Origin of the sequence: Trebonia kvetii, from assembly GCF_007827045.1 — a bacterium.
GTDB classification, from domain to species: domain Bacteria; phylum Actinomycetota; class Actinomycetes; order Streptosporangiales; family Streptosporangiaceae; genus Trebonia; species Trebonia kvetii.
Map to the genome: position 1 here is coordinate 240,230 of NZ_RPFW01000010.1, position 24,564 is coordinate 264,793.

A 24,564-nucleotide genomic window follows, 5' to 3' on the forward strand; every position below is an offset into this window, starting at 1 on the left:
GTAGAAATCGTATCGGTCCACGGAATGACCAAAACGCGGGGGCTGGCTTTCCGGGGTCAGGCGTCGCGGGGCGGGTCAGCGGGCGGCCGAAGACGCCGGACCTGGACCGGTGCCGGCCTGGGCCAGTTTCCCCATGGCCGACGTGAGCTGGAAGTTGCCGGAAAGGCCCCGGTAGACCCTGGCGGAGGCGTCCCGGTAGACGAGAAGAACGGTCAGCTGACTGCCCGGGTGATAGGCGGCGCCGAGTACGTTGCCGCTGTCCGCCGCACCGATCGCCACGCCGTCGCCGTCATTCTTGGTGTAGCCGGTCAGCTCGCGGATCACCGGCCCGGTCCCCGCGAAGTACACGCGGACCTTGGCCGCGGCTGCCTGCCGGGACAGACGGCTCAATCTCGCGTCGCAGCGACAGCCTGCAGGGATGAGCGCGACCACCGAGCTTGCCAGCGAGTTGACCGGTGCGGTCCGGCCGTCGAGCTGAATGTCGCCCGCGGGCAGCGTCTTCACGCTGGCGGACGGTACCGCCGACGGCGTCGCCGGCCGGCTGGCGCTGACCGTGGGCGCCAGCGCGGGGCTCATCGTCACCACCGACAGCAGCACGCCGCCGATGAGGGAGATGGCCAGGCAAGCCGCGATGAGCGGGATGATCGCTGCCTGCCCGCCGGCGTCCCGCACCCGGAACGGACGGAAGAGCCGCAGTGCCCGCTGCCGTCGACGCCGCGCACGCTGTTCGCGATGGTAAGCGAGCACGTCGCGATCGAGTTCCCGCGCATCGTCGGGGATCACGATGTTCACCGGAGGCAGGTTGCCGTCATCCCGCCCCGGTTCGCTGGCGAAGCTCACTGGCACCTCTTCTGTCGGTGGCCGCGGCCACTGACCCTTTCAGTCAAGTATGAGCCCGTCCGGGGTGCGCGCGGACCTCGTGCCCGGTGATTTCCGGAGGTCTGCTGGATCCCTCAGGTAGACTGGGTATGGATCGTTAGCGACGACGCACCGGGACCGGGGCCTAGGCGGCGGGTCAGCGCGGTGGCAGTGCACCCGGTTATGGGCGCGTAGTCGGCCGTGCCAACCGTCGTAGATGCCAGTTGAGCATACTTGCTGTGCTCGAAATTAGCGTATTGACCTGCATATTTGCCGGCAAGGGCATTTTATCGGTGGTCTCGGCCGTGGTAAGATAGCCTTCAGCGGAAGGGGTACTTGCCAGATGTCTTTTAAGGTCGGCGATACCGTCGTTTACCCCCACCATGGGGCTGCTCGCATCGAAGCCGTTGAGAGCCGTACGATCAAGGGCGAGGAGAAGACCTATCTGGTCCTGAAGGTCGACAAGGGCGACCTTACCGTGCGAGTCCCCGCGGACAACGCGGAACTCGTCGGTGTGCGGGACGTGGTAGGCGCTGAAGGGCTTGAGCGAGTGTTCGAGGTGCTTCGCGCACCGCACACCGAGGAGCCCACGAACTGGTCGCGTCGGTACAAGGCCAACCTGGAGAAGCTTGCCTCCGGTGACGTGAACAAGGTCGCCGAGGTAGTCAGGGACCTCTGGCGCAGGGACAAGGAGCGCGGGCTTTCCGCCGGTGAGAAGCGGATGCTGGCGAAGGCCCGGCAGATTCTCGTGAGCGAGCTCGCGCTCGCCGAGAAGACCAACGAGGACAAGGCCGAGGCGCTTCTGGACGAGGTTCTTGCTTCGTAGGGATGTTCTCAAGTCAAAAGCTTGGCGGTGGATGGGCCGCCGGGGTCGATTTCTCGCCGCACTCCTTCGGAAGGCCGCGAGGAAATCACCCCGGCGGCCCATCGCCGTCTCCGGGGCTTCGAGTGAAACCAGCGCGCATGGGCCTTCGGCCACGCGCCGGGGGGCTTGACGCTCTACCTGGGGCTTAACAATGATCCTTGGTGGGGCTGGGGCGGGCAGGGTCTCTCTTTTTAAGGGGTGACGCGGGGTCGGCGGGTCTTCTCGGTAGGGTTTGGGCGTGGAGAAGATGCCGCGGGTGGGGCTTGGGGTGGATGTGCACCCCTTTGCTGAGGGGCGGACGCTGTTTCTTGCCGGGCTTGAGTGGCCGGGGGAGACGGGGCTCGCTGGGCATTCTGACGGGGATGCCGCCGCGCATGCCGCCTGCGATGCGCTGTTGTCCGCGGCGGGGCTCGGGGATCTCGGTGCCAACTTCGGCACGTCGCGGCCCGAGTGGGCGGGTGCGCCAGGGGTCGCGCTGCTCAGGGAGACCGCCCGGCTGGTGGCCGAGGCGGGTTACGTCATCGGGAATGTGGCGGTGTACGTGATCGGGAACCGGCCGAAGATCGGGTCGCGCAGAGCCGAGGCCGTTTCCGTGCTCAGTGCGGCACTGTCGGGGGCCTCGGTATCCCTGTCCGCCACCACGACCGACGGTCTCGGACTTACCGGACGCGGTGAGGGCATCGCCGCGATGGCGACCGCCCTGGTGCTCCCGGCCTAGAGTTCGCCCGGCGGCTATTCCTCGTCGTCTGCGGGCGGGGCGGGCATCGAGCGGACCCGGTTGAGCCGGGGAACCGGGGCCGTCGCGAATGGCGGTGCGTCGTCATCGAGCTCCGGAGGCTGCCTGCGGCCCGGAGGCTGGTCGCTCACGGAGTCGTCGGCGTCACCCTTGTCTGCACCCTTGTCGCCGTTGTGACCGTTGCCGTCGGCGTCCGCTTGCTCCTCGTGCGCCGGGTAGACCTGGCCCGCGTAGGGACCACCAGCCTCCTCGGAGTCCCAGTAGTCGGGTCGCCCGGTCCGCGGCGCCGCGCCGCCCGCGTACCTGATCCCCGCCGGCGTCCTGGCCGGCACGGGTAGGGGCACGGTCGGTGGCTCAGCCGTCGCGGACGACGCCGCCATTTCGGCCGCTGCGGTCTCTGCGGCGTCTGGCGCCTCAGCTGACCCGGCTTCCGGGTGCGTCGGCTCCGCCGCGGGTGCCTCCTGGACAGGCGCCGCCTCCTGAACAGGCGTCGGCTCCGCCGCGGGTGCCTCCTGGACAGGCGCCGCCTCCTGAACAGGCGCCGCCTCCGGCACGGGCGGGGCCTCCGGCACGGGCGGGGCTCCCGCCGCAGCCGGCGTGAGCACCGTCGGCGGTTCCGCCTCCCCGGCGTCGGCGACCACCGGCTCCTCCCGGGTTGGCGCGGTGTCAGGCGCGATGTCGGGCACGCTGTCCGTCTCCGGAGCCGGCATCGGGATGGCGGCCTCGGCGACCGGCGGCGGTGGCGTGAAGGCGGCGGGCAGGGCAATCGGCGGCGCGGGCGGCCGGAGCTGCCCGCTGGCGGCGAGCGCGGGGATCTCCACGGTGGACGCCTCGGCCGCGGACAGGGGCAGCGACAGTCCGGGGATATCGAGCGTGCCAGGAACAGACTCCAGGCCGCCGCGACGGGACTGGCGGTCAGCGGGACCGGCCGCCTGCTGCGGCTGCGACCTGGACTGCCGCAGCATGGTGAGCAGCAGGCTGAAGGCGAGCAGTACCGCCGCCACGGGGGCCGCCGCGACGATCCCCTCGGTCGGCCGTGGCCGAAGCGCGTAGTTCATGGCATGCAGCACGTCGGTGACGGCGATCGCGGCTAGCAGGACGACGATCACCAGCCACGCCCACAGGCGGGCCAACCAGCGTCCGTCGCGCAGCGTGACCGCCGCCACGCAGGCGATGACGAGCACGGCGTCGAACAGCCCTGGGTAATACCGGGCGAGCTGCGTAGATACGCCGCCGAGCAGCGCGATCGCGTGCACGCCCGAATACGAGAAGACGAAGGTCGCCGCGGCCACGGCGACCACCACGAGCGCGACAAGCAGGTTCACCAGGAGGCGAGTCCAGTTGCGGCGGGGTGGTGCCGGTGCGGATTCCGGCGCCGGAAGGGGGCTGTTCATCGGGACGTCATTCCGTTTGCCAGGAGGGACCCTGCCGGGGGCCTTCGCGATTAATTTCCCTGTTACGCGATGACCACGCTATCGGTGTTCGTAATAGATTGGAACGATTTCCCGCGTTGGCGTGGTGTGTCGGAGCGGACCATTCCGTCCAGATGTCGCATGCTTCGCCTGATCAAGGAAGATCAAAAAGGCTTCGACGTGCACCGGATCGTCGCGCCGCACGCGACAGTGCGCCGCGGCAACTACCCTTTAAGGCGCGGGGAGCAGCGGACCAGGCGCGATGAACGCGCAGGACACCATGCCACCGGTGGGGACGACCCCCCGGACCCCCGGAGGCGAGCTGCGCTCGCGAGGAGTGAACGTGATCAAGCGGCGGAGCAGGCGATGAGCGGGCAGAAAAAGGGCGGGCAGGACGGCAGGGCGGCGGGCGGTGGCGGCTTCTCAAAGCGAGGCAAGCCGCGCCCGGGCACCGGCGGCTTCCGCCGCGACAAGCTCGAGGGCAAGGGCCCCACGCCCCCCGCTCACATGCGCCCGGGCCATCCCGCGCAGAGGGCGGCGTCCAGGTCGGCGGCCGCCGCGAGTGGCCGGCCGGGCCAGCGAGGAACGGGGCGGGGCGGGGAAACACGCAACCGTTCGGAATCGTCTTATGAGAGCCAGGGACCGCGAGGCAGCGGCGAGGGGCCGGAGATGGTCGCGGGACGCAACTCCGTCGTGGAGTCGCTGCGGGCGGGGATCCCGGCCATGGTCCTGTACGTCGCGGGCCGGGCGCAGGAGGACGACCGGGTCGCGGAGTCCGTGCAACTGGCGTCGGACGCGGGCATCGCGGTGCTCGAGGCGGGCGTGCCCGAGCTCGACCGGATGACGGGCGGCGCGATCCACCAGGGTGTCGCATTGCGGGTGCGCCCGTACGAGTACGCGCACCCGGAGGAATTCACCGAACGGCTTGGGGCGACTCCGCCACTGATCGTTGCCCTGGACGGCGTGACCGACCCGCGGAACCTCGGTGCCATCGTGCGCTCGGCTGCCGCGTTCGGCGCGACGGGCATCGTCGTGCCAACGCGCAGGTCGGCAGGGGTGACCGCCGGGGCGTGGAAGGCGTCGGCCGGTGCGCTGTCCCGGCTGCCCGTCGCGCAGGCGGTCAACCTGACCCGGGCTATTGAGGCCTACAAGAAGGCCGGCTTCTTCGTGGCGGGTCTGGACGCCGAGGGCACGACCGACGTGCACGACATGTCGATCGCGGACGGCCCGATGGTGCTCGTCATCGGTTCCGAGGGCCGCGGGCTGTCCCGGGTGGTCGCCGGGGCCTGCGACATGCTCGTGTCCATCCCGATGGTGTCGGGCAACGAGTCGCTCAACGCAGGCATCGCGGCGTCGATCGCCCTCTATGAGATCGCCGGTGCGCGCGCCGGCCGGTTATACGCGTCCTTCTCCGGGGGGTTGGGGGGGCGTCCCTCCGGGGATTATGGCGCCGACTTGGCGATGACCTTCAAGGCCGCCGAGGTGCGCTTCTTTTCCGCGTCCGTGATGCCGCTTGTCAGCGCTAGGTCGACACGTTCGACGACGCGCGCGGCCTGCAGATAGCCGTCGCGGCCCTTGTCGGTGATCTCGAGCAGGATGGACCGGCCGCGGCCGCGCGCCTGACTCTCGGTGACCCAGCCGATCTTGCGCAGGTGCCCGATCGCGAGTGCGGCGCCCTGCGGCGTTAGCCCGATAACGCGCGACAGGTCGGCGACCGTGCGCGGGCCGCGCTCCATGAGCTCGGCGGCCAGTCCGACCTGCGCCATCGTGACATCCAGCTCGGCGAGCCCGTCGTCGAACGCGCGCCGGAACACCAGGTGGGCACGCCAGACCAGGTAGCCGACGCTGTCGCCTGGCCAGGCGTGCGCCGGTGCCTGCGGCGCGCTCGCCAGGGCCTCCCTGGCCTGTCGGTCGGCCATGGGCAGGAGCGTATCACTGTGCGACCGAAAACAATCACTTGTCAATTGCTTGTTAAGCGGTTGCCAAGCTCCTAGCATGGGGGCACTGCCCGCCGGCACCGCCAGGCAGGCAGGAGAACACCGCCCATGAAGGAGAGAGCATGCCCAGTCTTGAAGACGCGATCAATGCCGCGGGCGGTCCGCTCGCGCTGCTGCGCGGCGGCTCAGGCGGGTTCCCGCTGCCGATCAAGTCCGAGTTCACCAACTGGCGGGACGAGCAGGAGAGCTGGCGGACCACCGCCGCCCTGATGGACCTGTCCCACCACATGAACGACCTGACCGTCCAGGGGCCTGACACCTACCGGCTGTTCGCCGACCTCGGCGCGAACAGCTTCAAGGGCTTCGGCGCGATGAAGGCCAAGCAGTTCGTCGCGGTCAGCTACGACGGCTACATGATCGGCGACGCCATCCTGTTCTGCCTGGAGGAAAACCATGTCCGGCTGGTCGGGCGGCCGCCGGCGCTGAACTGGGTGCAGTACCACGCGGAAAGCGGCTCCTACGACGTGACCGTGCGGCTGGACCCGCGGACGGCGAACAACCCCAAGGGCCGTGAGATGTTCCGCCTGCAGTTGCAGGGGCCGTCCGCCGGTGAGATCTTCGAGAAGATCAACGGCGGGCCGATGCCGGAGATCCCGTTCTTCCACATGGGCAGGTTCAACGTCGGGTCGCACCAGGTGACGGCGCTGAACCACCGCATGTCCGGGTTTCCTGGCCTGGAGTTCTTCGGACCGTACGCGGAGTTCGAGAGCGTGCGGGACACGATCCTCGAGGCCGGTGCCGAGTACGGCCTGCGCCAGATCGGCGCCCGCGCCTACGCGTCGGTGGCGACCGAGTCCGGCTGGGTCGCCAACACCGTGCCCGCGATCTACACCGGGGCGAAGATGAAGGCCTACCGTGAGTGGCTGCCGCAGCGGGGCTTCGAGGCGAACCTGGCGCTGGCCGGCAGCTACGTGCCCGAGCGGGTGGAGGACCTGTACGTCACGCCGTGGGATCTCGGTTACGGGAAGTCGGTCAAGTTCGACCACGACTTCATCGGCCGCGAGGCCCTTGAGCGCATGGCGCCGCAACCGCACCGGCAGAAGGTGTGGCTGCTATGGAATCGCGACGACGTCGCGAAGATCTTCGCCAGCCTGTACGAGCAGGGTGACAAGCGGTTCAAGTACATCGAGATGCCCGCCGCGTTCTACGGCGGCGCGCATGCCGACCGGGTGGACAAGGACGGCCGGCTCATCGGCGTTTCGCCCCTCGCCATTTACTCCTCCAACGTGCGCGGCTGGATCTCCCTGGCCATGATCGACGAGGCCGACGTCTCGTACGGCGACGAGGTCGAGCTGACCTGGGGCGAGCCGGACGGCGGTTCAGGCAACCGCTGGTGGAACGGCACACGCAGACCACCATCCGCGCGACGGTCGCGAAGCGGCCGTTCCCCGTCGACTGAGGTTGCCGCGTGGCTGGCCGGCCCGCCGTGGCGCGTCAGCGGCGGGCCGGCCGAGTAAGCCGAACCCGTTCTGGGTGAATTCCTAGGGCGGCGAAAACCCTTCGCCAACACCGGACGGTGCGGTCTACGGTGGGCGCATGCGGGTGCTCTCGGTGAATGTCGGCAGGCCGCGGCCGAATCCGTGGAAGCCGGTCGCTACCACCGGCATTGACAAGCAGCCCGTCAGCGGACCGGTGATGGTGACGGAACCTGGCCCCAAGGGAACGGGCGCCGTCGGGCTCGCGGGTGACCGGGTGTACGACGTGAAGCACCACGGCGGCACCGACCAGGCTGTCTACGCGTACGCCAGGGAGGACCTCGACACGTGGGCGGCCTCGCTCGGCAGTTCGCTGCCGAACGGGATGTTCGGCGAGAACCTCACCACGGCGGGACTTGACGTCAATGGCGCGCTGATCGGCGAACGCTGGCGGATCGGCGCCTCCGTTGTCCTTGAGGTCAGCTGTCCCCGGATTCCCTGCGGTACCTTCCAGGGGTGGCTGGCAAGGTCGGACTGGATCAAGCGGTTCACGCAGGCCGCCGTGCCAGGGGCATATCTCCGGGTCGTCTCGCCCGGGCTGATCTCCGGCGGAGATCCGGTGGCGATCGAGCACCGGCCGGCGCACGACGTCACCGTCGCGCTCACCTTCCGTGCGCTGACTACCTCGCCGGCCCTGCTTCCCCGACTCCTCGCGGCCGACGCGATGCCGGCCGGAATCAGGGAACTGGCGCTCAAGCGCGTCGGCTAGGCGTTTTCCGACGCGTGCCCGAGATCCGAAAGAACATATACCCGAGTTCGGGGTATTTGATCATCCTCTTTGGACCGATTTGTCCAACCCAAAGTCAGTATATGTTGTCGGCCGGGCCTGGCCACGGGGCACGCCGAGGTGGCGGGATACCCTTGTTTCGTGGCATCAGAAACCCTTTCCATTGACATCTCAGCCACCCAGGAACGCGTGTGGCAGGTTATCGCTGATGTGGAATCCTGGCCGCAATGGACCAAGTCCATGACGACGGTGAAGCGGCTTGATAACGGCCCGCTGCGCTTCGGAAGCCGGGCCAGGATCAAGCAGCCCGGCCTGCCGAACCTGGTCTGGCAGGTCACCGACCTCACTGCGGGCGCCGAGTTCACCTGGGTCGCGCACACCCCTGGCGTTGAAACCGTGGCCAGCCATCGCCTTGAGCAGACGCCGGCCGGGGTGCGGCTCACGCTCACCGTGACCTGGACCGGCGTCTTCGCCGGCGCGGTGGCCGCGATCGCCGGAAAGAAGACGCGCGGGTATCTCGCACTTGAGACAGCCGGCGCCAAGGGACGCGCGGAAGCGGTATAACGCCGGTATTCCGCCGATCGCGCATTTCAGCTTGCCCGCGAAACGGCGCATCTCCGGGTCGTAGGTGCTGGCCGGCCAGTCACACTGCTCGTCAAACCCGAACCAGCGGGCCCCCTTGAACTCCCTGGGGTCAGGAAATAGCGGCGCATCGCGTTCGGCGCGCAAGACGAACCACAAGTCCACGTCGAGGTGGCTGCTAGCGTTGTTGGTCGGCGTGACCGTGAGGAAGAACGGATTTCCGCCGCCGAATGCGGGATGGAATTGCGCCGCAATGCCGAGTTCCTCACGCGTCTCGCGGACCACGGCCTGGTGCGGGTCCTCTCCCTCTTCGACATGACCGCCGGGCGGCAGCCACAGGCCTGACTTGCGGTGATCTCCGAGGAGCAGGCAGCCGTTGGCCGTGTCGACGGGGATGAAGTAGACAACAAGATGCTTCGGCGGCGTGGCGGGCGACGCAGTCCTGAAAAGTGGCTTCCCCGAAGCCACCCAGGCGAGAATGTCGGCCTGGTCGGCCGCTTCACGCTCGTCGCAAGGGTGGACCGCCGCCACGAGTTCCGAGACAAGCGCACGAACGTCGTCCCCAGGCACCCCGCGAGTCTAACGCCGGGCAACCCGTCACCGGCATCGGCCGGGAAACGGTAACCTGGCAGGGATTCGGCGCCCGCGGGGCGCTGTGTCACGCCGGTGTAGCTCAGTTGGCAGAGCATCCGCCTTGTAAGCGGACGGTCAGCGGTTCGAATCCGCTCACCGGCTCCAGTTCAGAGGCCCTTTCGGGCGATTCGGGCTTCGCACGGGGAGCCAAACGGGGAGCCAAAGGGTTACGCTCCTTGTCATGGCTGACTCAACGGCGCGCCGTCGCGGGCACGGCGAGGACGCGATCTACTTCGACGCCGCCAAGAACCGGTACGTCGGTGCCGTCTCGCTCGGCTTCGGGCCGGACGGCAAGCGGAACCGGCGCAAGGTCACCGGACGCACCAAGGCCGAAGTTCGGGACAAGCTCAAGGCGCTGCACGCCGAGCTCGATCGCGGCCTGCGCACGTCCGCTGTCTATACCGTCCGGCAGGCCGTCGACGACTGGCTTCAGGGCGGCCTGCCCGGACGGTCGGAGCGCACCCATTCGGTGTACCGGGAGGCCCTGCAGCCGCTCATGGGACAGATCGGCAATAGGCCGCTGCGGGAGCTGACGGCCGGCGACGTGCGCACCGGGCTCGAGGCGCTCAGCGGCCATCTCTCGACCCGGTACCTGCAGATCGCCAAGACCTCGCTCGCCCGGACGATCAGGTACGCCGAGGCGCACGACCTGGTGGGGCGGAACGTGGCCACGCTCACCGATCCGCCCAAGGGGGCGGCCGGGCGGCCGAGCCGGTCGCTGACCCTGGAGCAGTCACTTGCGCTGCTTGACGCTGCCCGTGGGTCGCGGCTCAACGCCTACATTGTGCTGAGCCTCACGGTCGGGATCCGCACCGAGGAGGCCAGGGAACTGCGCTGGGATCACGTCGACCTGGACGGCGACCCGGGCGCTCTCCGGCCGGTGCCGCCGTCGGTGGCCGTGTGGCGGTCGGTGCGGCAGGGGGGCGACACTAAGACGGCCAAGTCTCGTCGGACGCTCGCGCTGCCGCGGACCGCGGTCGAGGCACTCAGGGAGCACCGCAGGCGGCAGGCGGAGGACCGGCTGGCGGCCGGTGCCGTTTGGCAGGATCAAGGGCTCGTGTTCGTCTCGACTATCGGCACCCCGCTGGATGCGTCCAACGTCCGGCGCGAGTTCCGGAGGATCACGAAGGCCGCTGGGCTCGGGGTTGGGTGGGCGCCGCGGGACCTGCGGCATACCTTCGTGTCGCTGATGTCGGCGGACGGCGTGCCCATCGAGGAGATCGCGCGGCTGGCCGGGCACAACAAGACCTCAACGACTGAGCTCGTCTACCGGCACGAGCTGCGGCCTGTTATCACCACGGGCGCCGAGGTCATGGACCGGATCCTGTCACGAGGGAATCCGTAGAGCATTGGTGCGGCACGGGAACGCGCGGGTCGTGGCAGGCGAGTGCGTTACTACCACGGTGTGGAATACCAAGGTAGGATCAAAGAATGAAGGTGGACAAGTTGAGCGTCTCGTTCGATCCCGAGCTGGGTGACGCGATCCGGTCGGCCGCTGCCCAGGCCGGCAAGCCGCTGTCATCCTGGCTGGCGGAGGCCGCGGCAAGCAAACTGCGCGCGGAAGCCCTCGAAGAGTTCCTCGCGGGCTGGGAGAGCGAGCATGGCGTGCTGACAGCCGAAGAGATCGCCCGGGCCGAGCGGGAGCTGGGTGTCGCGGTCGGCGACACGGCCGCGTGAGCGCGCTGGTCCTGGACGCGGGCGCGCTGGTGGCCGTCGACCGCGGGGACCGGGCGATGGTCGCCCGGGTGCGCGCGGCCCAGCGGCAGGGCATGGACTTGCGCACCAACGCCATGGTGATCGCCCAGGTCTGGCGGGACAGCCACGGTCGCCAGGCTCACCTCGCCCAGCTGCTGCGCGCCGTCGATGTCCGCGCGGTCAGCCCTCAGGACGGCCGCCAGGCCGGAGCCCTGCTCGGCAAGACCGGCACGAGTGATCCGATCGATGCGACCGTTGTGCTGCTGGCCAACCCCGGTGACCGCATCGTGACCAGCGACCCCGCCGACATGACACGGCTCGCATCAGCGGCAGGGAACCGGCCCGTCATAATCACCTGCTGACCAACACGCCCCGGCTCGCTATGCGGCAACTGCGGACGTTCACCCCCGGGGACAGCGCTGCATAAAAATACAAGGTCGGGCTGAGCGGGCCGGGCTGCAACCGGGCGGCCAGCGACCCGAAGCCGCTGGATAACCGCGCGCTGACCCGCCGTTATCTTAAGTCCGCTCTGGGGTGTCTCCCATGTAGCTTGACGCACCCATCGACCTGCGTCGTGGACACGTTCTCTTAAGTCGTGTCTCCGACGTAGCTGATGTGAGGAGCCGTGCGCTGACCAGCGGCTTTCCTCTTCTCGGCGCGCTTTTGGGTTCTTGTTCCCGCCCATAACCTCGCGTCGGCTACATGTCCACGACGCAGAAACCCTTCACCACAAGGGCTTGTCGCATCCGGACTTAAGATAACCGCCGATAGGCGCGCATTAGGGCAGGGACCACGGTGAGCACGCGGCCGCGCATAACTGGTTCATCTGCAGGAACTGGGCGTGCAGGGCCGCAGTTTTCGCGCGTGGTGGCGGCGGGGCTGGACGGGAAGGTCATGCCAGATGATCAGCATTGACCAGGCAGAGCGCATCGCGACCGAGGTCATCGGCCCGGCCGGTGCCGGCGACGGACAGGGATGGCGCCTGGAGGAATTCGGTGCCGGATGGCTCGTCCGCGAGGACTGGATGAGCGAGGGACCGGTCAGGGGCGGGTCGTTCTGCGTCGTGGAGCGGGCGACCGGGCGGGTGATGGCCTTCCCCACCAGCATCTCTCCGGACCGGATCATGGCCGAGTACGACCAGGTGGTCGACCGTGCTTCCCTGCTGTCTGGCTGACCCTGGCCACGCCCTGCCTGCCGGCACGGGCTTTGATCTTGACGGTAGATGGCGCTAACCCGAGATCGCGGCGAACCTGTCTTCGGCATTGTCGAACTGACGCCTGATCTTGTCCTTGACGTCGGGGGTGAGCGGGGTGTCGGGACGGAGGATGAGCTTGCGGAGAACCGGTACCAGGGGACGGTACTTGCTGGCCAGCTTGACCAGTTTCGGCCCGGTGGTGTGGAACAGGCCGACGGCGTTGTCGGTGAAATCGGATGCCTTGATCACCCGGGCCAAGGGGCTGGCTTGCAGGCTGGCGATGACGTGCTCACGGTACTGCTCGTGCTCGTCGCGGCCGGGCTCGTAGACGGGGTTGGTGACCGCGGCCACTAGGCCGGCAGTGCTGGCGCCGAACCGGGAAGCCAGCACCGCCAACGCATCCTGGCGGCTGCCACCAGGCTCGATGTCCTCAGCGTGGTCTTCGACGGCATCGTGCAGCAGGGCGGCGCACGTGACGTCCGGGTCGGTGAGGCGGTAGTGGCTGAGGATCCGGATCGTAACCCGCAGGACGTGGTTGGCGTATGGCTCGCGCTGCCGCCGGTCTTGCGCGTGCAGGCGCGACGCCAGTTCCAGTGCGGCTAGGGCGCGGGCACGCTGGGCGGCGGGGAACGCCGAGATCTCCGGGAGGAGCCGTTCGCGCAGGCCGGCCTCGCCATGGACGGAGGTAATCGCATGCAACGGCATCCTGGCTAGCAGCCGCCTCTCGATCGGGTCCAGCCTGGTGGTTGCGCCTGACGTCGGCTTTGCCGTGCTGCCCGTGCCCATCAGCGCCTCCTCTGACGCTTCAGCGGGTTGTATGCCACGATTCAACAGCGGCGCACCTGGGACAGCAATCACACGGTGAGATATCCCGCCAGAAAGGTATCCGGTGCCGTCGCGCACTTTGGAGCCGCCTGTCGCTAGCCCAATTCTTTATTTCAGCAACGGAGACCTGCAGACCCTGAGCCGGCTGCAGTCGGCTTGCGGCCGCATCAAGGAACCGTCGTGGAGGCGTCCCGGGATGCGCGGAAACCCGAGTGCACTGCCTCTCACCTCTCATGGTAAGAGAAGGTCAACTGTTCGATTCGTTAAGGGCTCCAGTCCAAGAGGCTAATTCGAACGCCTCGAAAACCTTGCGAGCCATTCCGGGAGCCAATAGAATTTCGGCTCTGGCCGAACTTTACACTGGAAGATGTCAGTCTGCCTGCTCCGGGAGATCTCGCGCAGGGATGCGCCTGGCCCCAGTGCGGCATGTTCTCCTTCACCGCGGACTCCGAGGATGGAGTTCCGGTCCCACCGCTGCGGCGCCCCCCGCATCCCGGTGAGAAGGAGCACGCGCACGGCGTCTGCTATCCGCTCCGTGATGGAACAAGCCCTAGCATGTTCATTTATGCCCCACGGATAGCGGGATGTTGACGACCTGGGAAAGCTAACCGGAGGGGACCCTGCTGACAGGTCATGCTTATTCATCCCGGCCGCTCTTCAGAGCTCCGACCGGCAGGGTGACCAGAGCGGCTCGCCGCGCAGCGCCCGCTCGACCGTGGCGGCTGTCAACGGCCATTGGGAAATCCGGTTGGGTGGTCTTGTTTTCTCCGGGCTGGCGGCCACCAGTTTTCCAGGCTGGTGGCCGCTTGTTCTGCCGGCGGGCGGGGGTTAGGTCGCCAGCGGGATCACCCCCTTGCCTGTGAGGGCTTCGGCGAGCCGGTGCGAGTCGCCTTTGGTCAGGACGAGGTGGGCGTGGTGGAGCAGCCGGTCGACGGTGGCGGTGGCGAGGGTTTTCGGCATGATGGTGTCGAATCCTGAGGGGTGGATGTTGCTGGTCACGGCGACGGAGCGGCGCTCGTAGGCGGCGTCGGTGATGCGGTAGAACGCCTCGGCGGCGTCCTGCCCGGCGGGGAGCATGCCGATGTCGTCGATCTATGCGGATGTCCGCATAGATCGACCTATGCCGGCACCGGAACTATGCGGAACCCGATTACGTGGATGTCTTCACTGCGCTGGAAACAGGAGCGTTGCGTTCGGCATAGTTCCCGTGCTGGCAGGCTCTTGGCCGCGGGAGCAGGTCGCTCCCGCGAAAGGGGGCAGAGATGGCGAGTTCACGCAGGAAAGCGGGCGTTCTGAGCCCGCACGTTGAGGGTTATCGGGCCTGGCTGGCGCGGCACGGATATACGGGGCAGAGCATCAGGAACATGCTCAAGGATCTGGGGCAGGCCGGCTTGTGGCTTTCGGGGCAGGGACTTGAGGCCCGCGATCTGGACGAGGGACGGCTGGAGCAGCATCTGTGCGACCTGCGGAAGGCGGGCCGCCGCCGGGTGGCCGGGCCGCGCGGGATGGTTCCGCTGCTGAAGTACCTCCGCGAGGCCGGGGCGGTGCCCGCGGCGCAGGCGGTCACGTCGCCGGCGGAGTCGCTGCTGGAGCGGTACCGGTCGTGGATGGGGTCCGAGCGCGGCTTGTCCGCGGCGACGATGCTCCGCTATGAGAACACCGCCCGGCGGTTCCTGGCCGAGCAGGCGACGGACGGCGAGACGTTCGCTCCGCACGGCCTGACGGGGGCGGACCTGAACGCGTTCCTGCTGCGGGAATGCGCCAGGGTCTCGGCGGGTTCGGCGAAGGGACGGGTGGCCGAGCTGCGGTCGCTGATGCGGTTCCTCCACCTGCACGGCATCACCGCGGCCAATCTCAGCGGCGCGGTGCCCCCGGTGGGCGGCTGGCGCTTCGCCTCAGTGCCGCTGACGATGGGACCCGGCGAAGTTCAGCGACTGCTGGAGCACACCCCGCGCCAGGAGCCGGGCGGCGTCCGCGACTACGCGATCCTGATGCTGGTGGCCAGGCTCGGCCTGCGGTCGGTCGAGGTGGCCCGGCTGCTGCTGGACGACGTGGACTGGCGCCGCGGCGAGATCATCGTCCGGGGAAAGGGGCGCCGCGAGGACCGGCTGCCGCTGCCGGCCGATGTCGGCGAAGCGCTGGTCGCGTACTTGTCCGGCGCCCGCCCCGGGGCACGGTCCCGTCACATGTTCCTGACCTGCAAGGCACCCCGCGGCCCGATCAGGGCCGACCTCGTCGGCGACGTCGTGGAACGGGCCTGCCTGCGCGCCGGCCTGCCCCGGGTCGGCCCTCACCGGCTGCGTCACGCCCTGGCCGCCGACATGCTCCGCCGCGGGGCCGGGCTGACCGCGATCGGGCAGGTGCTCCGGCACCAGGACCTGGGCACCACCGCCCTCTACGCGAAGGTCGACTTCACCGCGCTCCGCGCGGTCGCCCAGCCCTGGCCCGGAGGTGCGGCGTGACCGGCCTGCGCCAGGCAGTCGATGACTACCTGCAGCTCCGCCGGTCGCTGGGGCACCAGATGAACGAGGCCGCTTACCTGCTGCCGGACTTCGCGGCCTTCCTGGACGAGCGCGGCGAGCAGACCGTGACCATCGCCGCCGCGCTGGACTGGGTGAAGGCCCGCGAGCCCGGAGTGGTCACGACATCCAGTCCGCGGCGGGTCACCGCCGTCCGCGGGTTCGCCCGCTATATAGCGCGGTCTATTCGCCCGCGACGCCGCTGCGCCGCCGCCCGCAGTTTGTCGGCGTAGCGTGACATCATCGTGGCTGATCCGACTGAAGCGGGAATGATGTGACTGAGACGCCAGTGATCCCGGCTGCCCCCGGAACTCTCGACTTCCGGTTCCGTGTGGGAACCAGCATCCTGACCGAGTTCGCGGTTAGCCACACCCCAGCGGACGTCCTGCGCGAACTGGTACAGAACGAGTACGACGCCGGCGGCACTGAGCTGACGATGGAGTTCGGACCTGACGCCCTGGTTGTGCGCGGCAACGGGAAGCTCATCGACAAGGCCGGCTGGGATCGGCTGGGTGTGATGCTGGGCCACGGCCTGGTGGCCGGCACGGTCGGCCGGGTGGAGCCGAAGGCGAATGGGATCGGGTCGAAGAACTTCGGCCTCCGCTCGCTGTTCCTGTTGGGCGACCGGATTCATGTCGTGTCCGGAGGGCGGCGCACGATCCTGGACCGTGTCAACGGGGCGCTGGCCGAGCCGCTGGCCGACCCGGGGTCGCGCGGGCGGCCAGGAGTTACGATCGCGGTCCCATACCGGCAGGCTGACGAAAGGCCGCTGCGCGCCTTCGATGAGCGCCATGAGGCGGAGGCGTTGACCGCCATCGCCGCGGAGTTCGCGCCGACACTGATCAAGTTGGCACATCCCGGAACAGGTAAGAACCTGCGCGCCGTGGTGCTGCGCTCGGCGCGGCTCGGGCAGGAGCTGCAGTGGCGGCAGTCAGCCCGTGCTGACAAGGCCGTCCGCGGTCTGATCAAGCGCGCGGCTCGGCTCGATCACCATGGCCCGCATCTGGGCGGTGCAGCGGAGGCGGTCAGCGAAGCTGAGTATCAGCATTCCGTTGCGCCGCCGTCTGGGCTGGGTCGACCGAATGTTCCTAGCTACTTCCGCGCGACCGCCGGCCGGATCCGGCTGGGGGTATCGGTCCGGGTCCGGCGTGGTCGCCTCGACCTGACGGTGCCGGGGATCTTCTATTACCCGATCGGCGCCACCCGGTCCCGGACCGGGTTTGCCTTCAGCATCAGCGCGCCCTTCGAGATGACCGAAGACAGGAGCCAGCTCGTCGACCCGCAGAACAGCGACTGGAATACCTGGCTCATCCGGGAATCGGCGGCGCTCGCCGTCCGACTGCTTCCCGGCCCCCTGTTCGCCGCATTCGGGGCCGACGCCTTCCGCGCCCTCGATCCCGCAGGCGCTGCGTCATCCACTGTTCCCGGCTTGTCCGCTGAGATCGATCGCCTGCTGCGCAGCGAGCAGTGCTGGCCGACGCAGGCGACAGCAGGGCGCAACGGCCGAATCGTGCCCGCTGCCGCCGCGTCGCTCACGGTCCCAGCCAGCCCTGCGCTGTCAGCCTTCGCTATCGGTCCGCTGGCGCCCGATGAGCTGCTTCACGCCCGTCTCGCGGCACCCGCCGACACGCAGGCGATGGCAGTGAGAATGGGAATCAGGGCCTTCACCGCAGGCTCGCTGGTCCGGCTCCGTTGCGCGGGTCAAAGCACGCAGAACCTCGCGACCCGCCTCGGGAACACCGAGGCATCGCGCTACTACTCTGACTTCCCCGGACCCCTGCAGGACCTGGGCCTCCAGCATCGGTTCGCCGGTGCTCTGGACGCATGCCGGGCAGAACTCAGCGACGAGAACAGGAAAGACCTCCGCACCTCGGCCACAACGCTGACCCGAGCTGGAACGCTCAGCTCGCCGGAAGCCCTGTGGCTTGCCGACGATGCCCTGTCGGCCGTGGTCCCGGCCGTCCAGGTGCTGCATCCTGGCCTGGCCGGCTCCCGGGTCCTGACCGGGCTGTGCCGACGATTCAATTTCTCCGGCTGGGCCGCCGACACCGCGCGCCGTATCGCCGACGGCACCGCGTCGCAGCAGGAACGCGACGCGCTCGCCCGGTACATCCGCGGTCGGCCAACCTTGTCGCAGAAGGCGTGGGCCGCCGTGCGCCGCTGCCAGGTACTGCCCGATCACCGCGGCGAGTGGACGGCACCCGCTGATATGGTGAGCCGCTCGGCACGCGGAGCGGCGTTGCTGGAACCCGCGCTGCACCTGCCCGCCGACGACGACGAGGCGAACGAGTCGCTCCGGCCACTGCGGTTCCGGCGGGCCGTCCGGGGGAGTGACCTGGTTGCCCTAGCCCGGCTGGTCGAGCAGGGAGCCGTGGGGCCCGCGGTCATGGGCACGGCGGCCGCGCGGCTGCAGCGGCTCTTGACTCCGGCTGTGCTCGCCCAGCTCAAGGGCATCCGGTTCATTGAAACCGGGCCAGGGACGGTTAGGGCACCCGCCGACGCCTACCTGCGGTCTGACCGCACCGTCGCGATCCTAGGGGACGGGGCGCCGTATGCTTCGGGAATCCCGGCGAGCCTGCTGCGGCGGCTGGGGTGCCGGACCGAGCCGCGCGCCGACGATATCGTCTCGGCTCTGGCGAAGCTGAGGGAGGAAGGCCGCGGCCCGAGCCGACCCGACCTGGTCTACCCGGCGCTTGTAGCAGCACTTCGCGCTGAGCGCCGACCAGCCGGACAACTGAGAGACCAGCCAGTCATCTGGACCGGCCGCAAGTGGGAGGCCCCCGGCCACTGCCTCACCGGTGCGGACAACCGCAGCCGCCTCCTAGGTGCTGTGACGGTGCTGCCGGAGAACCTGCACGATGTCTGGGTCTTTCTCGGCGCCGCCCAGCGCCCTAACGAAGACCACTGGAGGCGGATGCTCATAAAGGTCGGCGAGCTATACGGCGGGCAGCGGCAGGTACCAGCACACGCCGCCGACGTCCTGCGGCGCGCGTACCGGGACCTAGGCAAGCTGCCCGAGCGGCTCGGCCCGGACGTGCCCTGCCTGCTTGATGACCAGCGCCGCCTCCATCCGCCGAGCGAGGCGGCTGGCGGAACCTACCTCATCAATGACGACCCTGCCCTGGCGTCCGCCGCGCAGGCCAGCGGCGTGCCCGTCGCGTTTGCTGACACATCCGACCCGCGGGTGAACGCATTCCTCCGCGCCGCCGGCACCCGGCCGCTGTCCGCGACAGCCGTGGCCGTTGGCACGACGTACGGCCCGGACGCCAGGCCCGATGACACCCGGCTGGCAGGCCCAGTGCTCGCCCGCCTCCACGACCTGGCCTTCAGTTCGGCGGTCGCCGCACTCGCCGCAGCGGTGTGCGGCCCAGGCCGCGCACGCACGGCAGCCGGCCTCACCGCCCGACTGGCCCGGATCACCCGGATCGCCATTGTGGACGGCATTACGCGCACATATCATTTCGCCGGGCACGACGTCGCCGTCTCGGCGGATTACGAGGTGGAAGAGGACCAGATCGCCCTGGACCAGGTCTCCGGCTCCCACGAACTGCGCCGAGTGACGGCCAGCGCCGTTGCCCTGCTAGCTGGCGAAGCCCCTCTCGGGGGACAGGTGCTCGGCGACGGCATCTACTTCCTGTTGCGCCGCAGATCAGCCCGCGAGATGCAACGCGAGCTCCAGCGCCGTAAGGTCCCCTGGCAGCCCCCCGCTCTGTCCAGCACCGAGGACTACGGAGACGAAGACGACGACGAGGATGTGACATCGCTCGCTGGGGTCCTCAGCAGGAACCTCATCCAGGGAGCAAAGTCCGGCTCGGCCGACATCACCAACAGCCCACCGCCGGCGACGCCTTCGCCGGCTCCGCCGCCTCGGCCCCCCAGGCCGCCGCTCCCTGACCTCCGGCTCGTCCATCCCCAGCCCGCTGCCGGAACCCGGATGCCGCAGCCGCCCGCTCCCGCCGGGCCCGGCGGCGGATACGGCACCTGGAGGCCGCGCAGCCCTCGAGAAACCGAGGAGGACGGCGCGCTCGGCCGACGGGGTGAGGAGATAGTCCTGGTCATCGAGCGGGAGCGGGTCACCCGGCTCGGACTACCGCCCGGCCGCGTCACCTGGACCGCCGACACAGATCCCGGCGCTGATCACGACATCATCTCTGTCGACGATGACGGCAGCGAGCTATGGGTCGAGGTCAAATCCACCACCGGCCGGGACGGGCAGTTCAGCTGGACCGCCGCGGAATTCCGCCTGGCAATCCGGGCGCGTCGCCGTTACGTTCTGTACCGCGTCTTCGATGCGGCTACCACAACGCCCTCATGGACGCGCATCCGCGACCCGATTAGTGCCTTCGAAGACGGGGAGCTCCGCCTTGACATCGACAGGCTCACCGGCGACACCGGCCCCCTCGCCTAGTTCCCTGCCGCGACGCCGACGGCATCAAAGGGCTCGGTTCACCCCACCCGGTCATACGCGAAGTACTCACCTGCGGCAATCTGGTCTCGGCGATTCTCCTGGGTTTCATTCTTCGGTCTGCGGGCCGAGGTCTGTATCAGGGCAGCGTCGCGTTGTCGACTTTCCCTCATAAAATGGATTCCTTGTAACGGCTTAGCAGCGAGAAGCAGCTTCCGCGCGCGGCACAGCACGTCTGCCACAGGACCTGGGCCATCTCGCCGTAGCCGCCCCCGCCCGAGGATTTCCGTCTCCCGTCGGCCACGGATCACGCGCTCAACGTCAGCATCGCGACGCTACAGATCACCGGGGTGCCCGTAGCACTGCCGTAACTTCCGCGGCGCTCCGCCGCGGAAGACCGACCTCAGTTGGCTCGGCTTCGATGACAGGAACCCACAAATGATTCAGAAACGTTGGCGATCGGCTACCGCACCAAGGTGAAGCCGAAATGCGTGTGCCATCGACGGCTCAGCCTGCGGCTGGTCAACTCTGACGCGCTGCTGATCGTGAGGACCCGTAACCAGACGCGGGCAACTCGCGTGTCCCGGGTCGGTGGCCGTCCCGGCATCCGTGGGAGACCGTTGGTGACCGTAGACTGCCGCGTGATGTGAGACGTGCGTGGGCCGTTCCGTTGGTTCACACCATTTCCGGTGCTCATGTGCCCTAAATGTGTCTTCCCGGGGCGTGCGGCCTCGGCAGTCTATTTTCGCGTTGCCGGGCGACTCCTCTGCTGTCATAGGTTAGCGAACATCGCGGCAAATTCATTGTTCGACGACGTGACGGCTCAGGTAATACGCTGTGTCATGGCGATTCCTGACTACCAGACCCTCATGCTGCCGATGCTGCGGATCCTTGGCGACGGAGCCGACCATACTGCTCGTTCAGTCATCGACGCATTGGCTGCTGAGTTCAGGCTGACGCCGGAGGAGCGCGAGCAGCTCGTCGGGAGCCAGCGCATCACCCTCATGGCGAGTCGCGCCCATTGGGCGATGACCTATCTTACTCAAGCCGGCCTGACTGACCGCCCCCACCGTGGTGTCTGGCGCATCACCGACGAAGGCGGGCGCCTTCTCGCGACGGACCCCGCGCGTGTCGATAACGCGTTGCTGGCTCGGTACGAAGGCTTTCAGAGCTTCATCAATCGAAGTGCTGGCGAGCCCGATGACGAGGCCGAAGCTCCGGTGAGCGGCGGTAACGACACCGTGGCGGCGGTGGGCGTGCCGTCCGTAGATGATCTCCTCCGCCCCATGCTTGAGGCGCTGTCGGATGGCAAGGCGCATGCCTTCGCAGACCTCGTGGAGTTGATCCCCGATGCGCTCCACCTGGACAACGAGGCCCGTGGTCGCCGCCTAGCGAGCGGACAGGCGGTCATCTATAACCGGCTGGGCTGGACACGCACCCACCTTGCGAAAGCGGGGCTCGTCGACAACCCGGACGCCCGGGTCGTCATCCTGACCGCTGATGGAGCGTCCTTCCTCGCATCCCACCCGGGCCGGGTGGTTACCGAAACGCTGAAGCGGGACTGCCCGCCCTTCCTGAACTGGCTCGCCGACATGGGCGCCATCCCCGCCGTGGAGCGTCGTGACCGCGGCGAGCCCATGGTATGGATGGTGCGAGCGGGTGAAGGCGGCGTGCATGCCCCCGTCTTCGTGCAGCAGGGCGCCGCGCTCCTTGGATGGGAAGAGGCCGGCGATACCTCCGGACTGACCCTTGAGCAGGTTCGTGACAGGGTGGCCCATGCCTGGCCAGGGTACGGCCGGCGCCAGCTTGGCCAGGTAGCCAATGCCCTGTACAAGTTTGCGAATGACATGCAGCCCGGCGATGTTGTGGTCACGCCGGAGCCCGCGAGCCGGACCGTGCTGCTCGGCGAGATCTCAGGCGACTACCGCTACCTGACCCCTCCCGCCGTCGCCGATTACTCTCATGCGCGGCCGGTCAGCTGGCGCGCCCGCATCAGCCGCGATGAGCTCTCCTACTGGGCCAGGAACAGTCTCGGCACGCAGCTCACCCTCAGCCAGCCGCCACACGTGCCGGAGTTCCTTCGCCTCGCCGAGGCCCATGCGGCGGATGACGAGGTGAGCGCGGTCCCCCAGCGGGCGCGCGCTGCCAACCTCCCGCATCTGCTCGAGCCGGTACGCATTCCGGTGAACGCAGCCGCGCCGCCGCGCGCCGCGGCGGACGAGTTCCACACCATCCCACGCTCGATGCTCCAGCTGCTCGCCGAGCTTGACGCCGGCCAGCTCGCCTTGCCCGACTTCCAGCGCACCTTCGTCTGGGCACCCGATGAGACGCGCGAGCTGCTCGTGTCGATGATTCGTTCATTTCCTGCAGGAGCCTTGCTGTTCCTTCAGGGCGGCAGCGCGACGTTCAAAGCGCGTGCCGCCGAGGGCGCGCCGCTCCTCCGGGGACGTCCGTCCTACCTCGTCCTGGACGGGCAGCAGCGGCTCACATCGCTTTACCAGGCAATCTATGGGGTCGGGGACTCGCGGTTCTTTCTCGACCTCGGTGCTCTGCTCGCCGGAGCCGACGTCGACCAGGCCGTCAAGGTCTTCAGCGCAGAGCGCGCAGCCCCGTTGGAGAGCCTCGACGCTCAGGCGCGCACCCTCATGATGCCGCTGGCAGCGGTCCGCGATTTCGGTGCAGCCCGCTGGCGTGACGCTGTCGTGCCTCGTCGGGACGATGAGGACCGGGAACGGGTGCGCGACCTCTTGCGTGAGATCGAGTACGCTTGCATCGATCCCCTGGTGAAGTACGCGTTCCCGGTTACCGTGCTCCCGGAGGCGACCCCGCTCGAAGCGGTGTGCGCCATCTTCGAGACCCTGAACCGTACCGGCAGACCGCTCACTCCGTTCGAGCTCATCAGCGCGCGGGCGTTCGCCGGCGGGCACAGCCTGTACGACCTCTGGAACGGCGCGCTCGAGCGGTACCCCATCCTTGGCGACTTCGGCGTTAAGCCCTACTACCTCCTGCAGTGCATTGCACTGCGACTCGGCGTGTCATGCAAGCGGCGGTTTGTCATCAGCCTGCCCGCCGATGACATCGCCCGCGGGTGGGACTCCGCAGTGACTAGTATGGCCGCCGTGCTCACGCTGCTTCGCGACGAATGCGGTGTGCTAACGCCGAAGTGGCTGCCTTACGAACCGGTGCTCATCCCGCTGGCGACCGTCTGGAAGGAGGTAGAGGGCACGGCCGGTCCCGCGCATGGCGCCATGCGGTCGAAGCTCAAGCGGTGGTTCTGGTGCGCGTCGTTCACCGGGGAGTACGAGAGCTCGTCGGCGACATTGGCCGAACGCGATGCACCTGTGTTGAAGAGCTGGCTTACCGGCGGGGACGAGCCGCAGGCGGTCCGGGGATTCGAGTGGAACCCGGCGCGGTGGCGCACGGTGACCGCACGGCAGCAGGGCCTGTACCGAGCCACCATTGCGCTGACCCTCCTGCAACGCCCGCGCGACTTCCACACGGGCGCGCCGCTTACTCCGGAGCTCATCGAGGCCGGCAGGATCGATGATCATCATGTCTTCCCGCGCGTCTACCTGCGGAGCATCGGCAAGGGAGACACGGTGGACTCTGTCCTCAATCACTGCCTCATTGATCGAGCGACGAACATTCGCATCGCTGGCCAGGCGCCATCGGCCTACCTCGAGGAGATGCGCACCGAACTTGGTGCGGTCCTTGATGAGGTGCTTAGCAGCCACCGGCTGCCAACGGGGCCGGCGAGCCCGCTCGCCACCGACGACTTCGAGGGGTTCCTCGACTGGCGAGAGCAGGCCCTGGGAGAGGCCCTGGGGACGGTGACTGGCAAGGGCGCCCCGGCTGAAGTCAGTCCCGTCCCCGAGCGATCATTGCTTGACGTGCAGGTCGAAGGCGTGGAGCTCGAGCTGCGCCGGGTCATCGCCGATATGCTCGGCGGAGAAGCAGGCGCACTGCCACCTCATGTGAGCGGCAGGATTAACGAGCGCATCGCTAGTGCACGGCGCCGGAACCCGGGCCTGAGGAATGGCCATCATGACTCACTCTCCGGCAGGCTGGAATATTGTGACCTCCGCGAGCTCCAGGACGTGCTCACCTCTAAGACGCTCTGGCCGCAGTTCGAGGCACGGTTCGGCAGCAAGGAGATGCTGAACGTCCGCTTTGCGCAACTTGCCGAGCTGCGGAATAGCCTCCGCCACAGCAGGACGGTCGACGACGTGACCCGTAAGGACGGCGAGGCCGCCATCATCTGGTTCCGGCAGGTTCTCGCACACGGATAGTCCTGGGCGGCGTGCAGTGCTGCCGTCACAGCGACAACCCGCGGACAGCCGGGGCTGGGCTGGGGCGATAAAGAGTGGATGAGGACATCGAACCCGCATGACCAGCTTGGAAGGCTCCGGGTACGGATCCGCTGAGCAGCGAAAACGCAGGTCAGGTGCGGTGTCTCGTTGTCCGTGAGTGACCGTGATTCACCCAGGTTAACCGTCCGATCGGGCACGCAACGGGCACGCCTTCCGGCATGCTCATATGCACTGGTACTCCATCGTTCGGGACGCAGGCCTCGTGGGGGTGCGAGCGGCAGCAGCCCAGCCTCGATGTTGATGTTGTATGCTTCTTTGTGGATAGACAAC

18 protein-coding genes, 1 tRNA gene and 1 pseudogene are annotated in these 24,564 nt (G+C 68.2%); 15 read left to right on the forward strand and 5 right to left on the reverse strand.

Annotated elements, in window-relative coordinates:
- Nucleotides 1-75 precede the first annotated feature (75 nt).
- A complete protein-coding gene (locus EAS64_RS39545) occupies nucleotides 76-840 on the reverse strand; it encodes a hypothetical protein (protein ID WP_145861770.1) in 765 nt (254 codons plus the stop codon).
- Nucleotides 841-1,201: 361 nt separating this feature from the next.
- Between EAS64_RS39545 and EAS64_RS39550 the strand changes: the two genes are divergently transcribed.
- Together EAS64_RS39550 and ispF are read left to right on the forward strand one after the other, a co-directional pair.
- A complete protein-coding gene (locus EAS64_RS39550) occupies nucleotides 1,202-1,684 on the forward strand; it encodes a CarD family transcriptional regulator (RefSeq protein ID WP_145861772.1) in 483 nt (160 codons plus the stop codon).
- Between the two features lie 295 nt (nucleotides 1,685-1,979).
- Entirely contained in the window at nucleotides 1,980-2,441 is a 462-nt protein-coding gene (ispF, locus tag EAS64_RS39555; RefSeq protein WP_222849959.1) for a 2-C-methyl-D-erythritol 2,4-cyclodiphosphate synthase, read from the forward strand.
- A 14-nt stretch (nucleotides 2,442-2,455) separates the two neighbouring features.
- Here the strand turns inward: ispF and EAS64_RS39560 are convergent, their stop codons facing one another.
- Nucleotides 2,456-3,853 carry a DUF2637 domain-containing protein gene (locus tag EAS64_RS39560; protein WP_145861773.1) on the reverse strand — a complete coding sequence of 466 codons (1,398 nt, stop codon included), beginning with the start codon at nucleotides 3,851-3,853 and terminating at the stop codon, nucleotides 2,456-2,458.
- Nucleotides 3,854-4,237: 384 nt separating this feature from the next.
- Between EAS64_RS39560 and rlmB the strand changes: the two genes are divergently transcribed.
- The 4 genes from rlmB to EAS64_RS46510 all read left to right on the forward strand — a co-directional run bounded on the left by rlmB (nucleotide 4,238) and on the right by EAS64_RS46510 (nucleotide 8,634).
- Nucleotides 4,238-5,434 (forward strand): 23S rRNA (guanosine(2251)-2'-O)-methyltransferase RlmB, encoded by a 1,197-nt coding sequence (gene rlmB / locus EAS64_RS39565; protein ID WP_145861775.1) that lies wholly within the window; start codon nucleotides 4,238-4,240, stop codon nucleotides 5,432-5,434.
- A 496-nt stretch (nucleotides 5,435-5,930) separates the two neighbouring features.
- Nucleotides 5,931-7,325 carry a hypothetical protein gene (locus EAS64_RS39570; protein ID WP_222849947.1) on the forward strand — a complete coding sequence of 465 codons (1,395 nt, stop codon included), beginning with the start codon at nucleotides 5,931-5,933 and terminating at the stop codon, nucleotides 7,323-7,325.
- Between the two features lie 79 nt (nucleotides 7,326-7,404).
- Complete coding sequence (locus EAS64_RS39575) at nucleotides 7,405-8,052, forward strand: MOSC domain-containing protein (RefSeq protein ID WP_145861777.1); 648 nt, start codon at nucleotides 7,405-7,407, stop codon at nucleotides 8,050-8,052.
- 228 nt (nucleotides 8,053-8,280) lie between these two features.
- Nucleotides 8,281-8,634, forward strand: a complete 354-nt coding sequence (locus EAS64_RS46510) for an SRPBCC family protein (protein WP_246116107.1) — start codon at nucleotides 8,281-8,283, stop codon at nucleotides 8,632-8,634.
- A 96-nt stretch (nucleotides 8,635-8,730) separates the two neighbouring features.
- Here EAS64_RS46510 and EAS64_RS46515 read toward each other — a convergent pair.
- A pseudogene (locus tag EAS64_RS46515) lies at nucleotides 8,731-9,222 on the reverse strand (NUDIX domain-containing protein); the annotation flags it as partial.
- 92 nt (nucleotides 9,223-9,314) lie between these two features.
- Here EAS64_RS46515 and EAS64_RS39590 point away from each other — a divergent pair.
- The 5 genes from EAS64_RS39590 to EAS64_RS39610 all read left to right on the forward strand — a co-directional run bounded on the left by EAS64_RS39590 (nucleotide 9,315) and on the right by EAS64_RS39610 (nucleotide 12,154).
- Nucleotides 9,315-9,390: transfer RNA gene (locus EAS64_RS39590), tRNA-Thr, on the forward strand.
- A 76-nt stretch (nucleotides 9,391-9,466) separates the two neighbouring features.
- Nucleotides 9,467-10,630 (forward strand): tyrosine-type recombinase/integrase, encoded by a 1,164-nt coding sequence (locus EAS64_RS39595; RefSeq protein WP_145861779.1) that lies wholly within the window; start codon nucleotides 9,467-9,469, stop codon nucleotides 10,628-10,630.
- An 86-nt stretch (nucleotides 10,631-10,716) separates the two neighbouring features.
- Nucleotides 10,717-10,962 (forward strand): hypothetical protein, encoded by a 246-nt coding sequence (locus tag EAS64_RS39600; RefSeq protein ID WP_145861781.1) that lies wholly within the window; start codon nucleotides 10,717-10,719, stop codon nucleotides 10,960-10,962.
- A complete protein-coding gene (locus EAS64_RS39605) occupies nucleotides 10,959-11,342 on the forward strand; it encodes a twitching motility protein PilT (RefSeq protein ID WP_145861783.1) in 384 nt (127 codons plus the stop codon). Before EAS64_RS39600 ends, EAS64_RS39605 begins: the two co-directional genes overlap by 4 nt.
- Before the next feature lie 539 nt (nucleotides 11,343-11,881).
- Nucleotides 11,882-12,154, forward strand: coding sequence for an SUKH-4 family immunity protein (locus EAS64_RS39610; RefSeq protein WP_145861785.1), 273 nt, complete (start codon nucleotides 11,882-11,884; stop codon nucleotides 12,152-12,154).
- Between the two features lie 54 nt (nucleotides 12,155-12,208).
- Here the strand turns inward: EAS64_RS39610 and EAS64_RS39615 are convergent, their stop codons facing one another.
- Nucleotides 12,209-12,961: an HD domain-containing protein gene (locus EAS64_RS39615; RefSeq protein ID WP_222849949.1), complete on the reverse strand. Its 753-nt coding sequence runs from the start codon at nucleotides 12,959-12,961 to the stop codon at nucleotides 12,209-12,211.
- Between the two features lie 867 nt (nucleotides 12,962-13,828).
- Nucleotides 13,829-14,092, reverse strand: coding sequence for an ATP-binding protein (locus EAS64_RS39620; protein WP_342782116.1), 264 nt, complete (start codon nucleotides 14,090-14,092; stop codon nucleotides 13,829-13,831).
- 272 nt (nucleotides 14,093-14,364) lie between these two features.
- Between EAS64_RS39620 and EAS64_RS39625 the strand changes: the two genes are divergently transcribed.
- The 4 genes from EAS64_RS39625 to EAS64_RS39640 all read left to right on the forward strand — a co-directional run bounded on the left by EAS64_RS39625 (nucleotide 14,365) and on the right by EAS64_RS39640 (nucleotide 24,213).
- Complete coding sequence (locus EAS64_RS39625; protein ID WP_222849951.1) at nucleotides 14,365-15,462, forward strand: tyrosine-type recombinase/integrase; 1,098 nt, start codon at nucleotides 14,365-14,367, stop codon at nucleotides 15,460-15,462.
- On the forward strand, nucleotides 15,459-15,752 hold the full coding sequence (locus tag EAS64_RS39630) for a hypothetical protein (protein WP_187366511.1): 294 nt from the start codon (nucleotides 15,459-15,461) through the stop codon (nucleotides 15,750-15,752). The genes EAS64_RS39625 and EAS64_RS39630 overlap by 4 nt, the downstream gene beginning before the upstream one ends.
- Before the next feature lie 41 nt (nucleotides 15,753-15,793).
- Nucleotides 15,794-19,927, forward strand: coding sequence for a protein NO VEIN domain-containing protein (locus EAS64_RS39635; RefSeq protein WP_145861790.1), 4,134 nt, complete (start codon nucleotides 15,794-15,796; stop codon nucleotides 19,925-19,927).
- Nucleotides 19,928-20,727: 800 nt separating this feature from the next.
- On the forward strand, nucleotides 20,728-24,213 hold the full coding sequence (locus EAS64_RS39640) for a winged helix-turn-helix domain-containing protein (RefSeq protein ID WP_187366512.1): 3,486 nt from the start codon (nucleotides 20,728-20,730) through the stop codon (nucleotides 24,211-24,213).
- The last annotated feature ends 351 nt before the right edge of the window (nucleotides 24,214-24,564 follow it).

Bases quoted from the DNA above. Each gene is read 5' to 3' on its own strand.
- EAS64_RS39550 (WP_145861772.1), top strand. From the start codon at position 1,202: ATGTCTTTTAAGGTCGGCGATACCGTCGTTTACCCCCACCATGGGGCT.
- EAS64_RS39560 (WP_145861773.1), bottom strand. From the start codon at position 3,853: ATGAACAGCCCCCTTCCGGCGCCGGAATCCGCACCGGCACCACCCCGC.
- rlmB (WP_145861775.1), top strand. From the start codon at position 4,238: ATGAGCGGGCAGAAAAAGGGCGGGCAGGACGGCAGGGCGGCGGGCGGT.
- EAS64_RS39570 (WP_222849947.1), top strand. From the start codon at position 5,931: ATGCCCAGTCTTGAAGACGCGATCAATGCCGCGGGCGGTCCGCTCGCG.
- EAS64_RS39575 (WP_145861777.1), top strand. From the start codon at position 7,405: ATGCGGGTGCTCTCGGTGAATGTCGGCAGGCCGCGGCCGAATCCGTGG.
- EAS64_RS39595 (WP_145861779.1), top strand. From the start codon at position 9,467: ATGGCTGACTCAACGGCGCGCCGTCGCGGGCACGGCGAGGACGCGATC.
- EAS64_RS39600 (WP_145861781.1), top strand. From the start codon at position 10,717: ATGAAGGTGGACAAGTTGAGCGTCTCGTTCGATCCCGAGCTGGGTGAC.
- EAS64_RS39610 (WP_145861785.1), top strand. From the start codon at position 11,882: ATGATCAGCATTGACCAGGCAGAGCGCATCGCGACCGAGGTCATCGGC.
- EAS64_RS39615 (WP_222849949.1), bottom strand. From the start codon at position 12,961: ATGGGCACGGGCAGCACGGCAAAGCCGACGTCAGGCGCAACCACCAGG.
- EAS64_RS39625 (WP_222849951.1), top strand. From the start codon at position 14,365: ATGCTCAAGGATCTGGGGCAGGCCGGCTTGTGGCTTTCGGGGCAGGGA.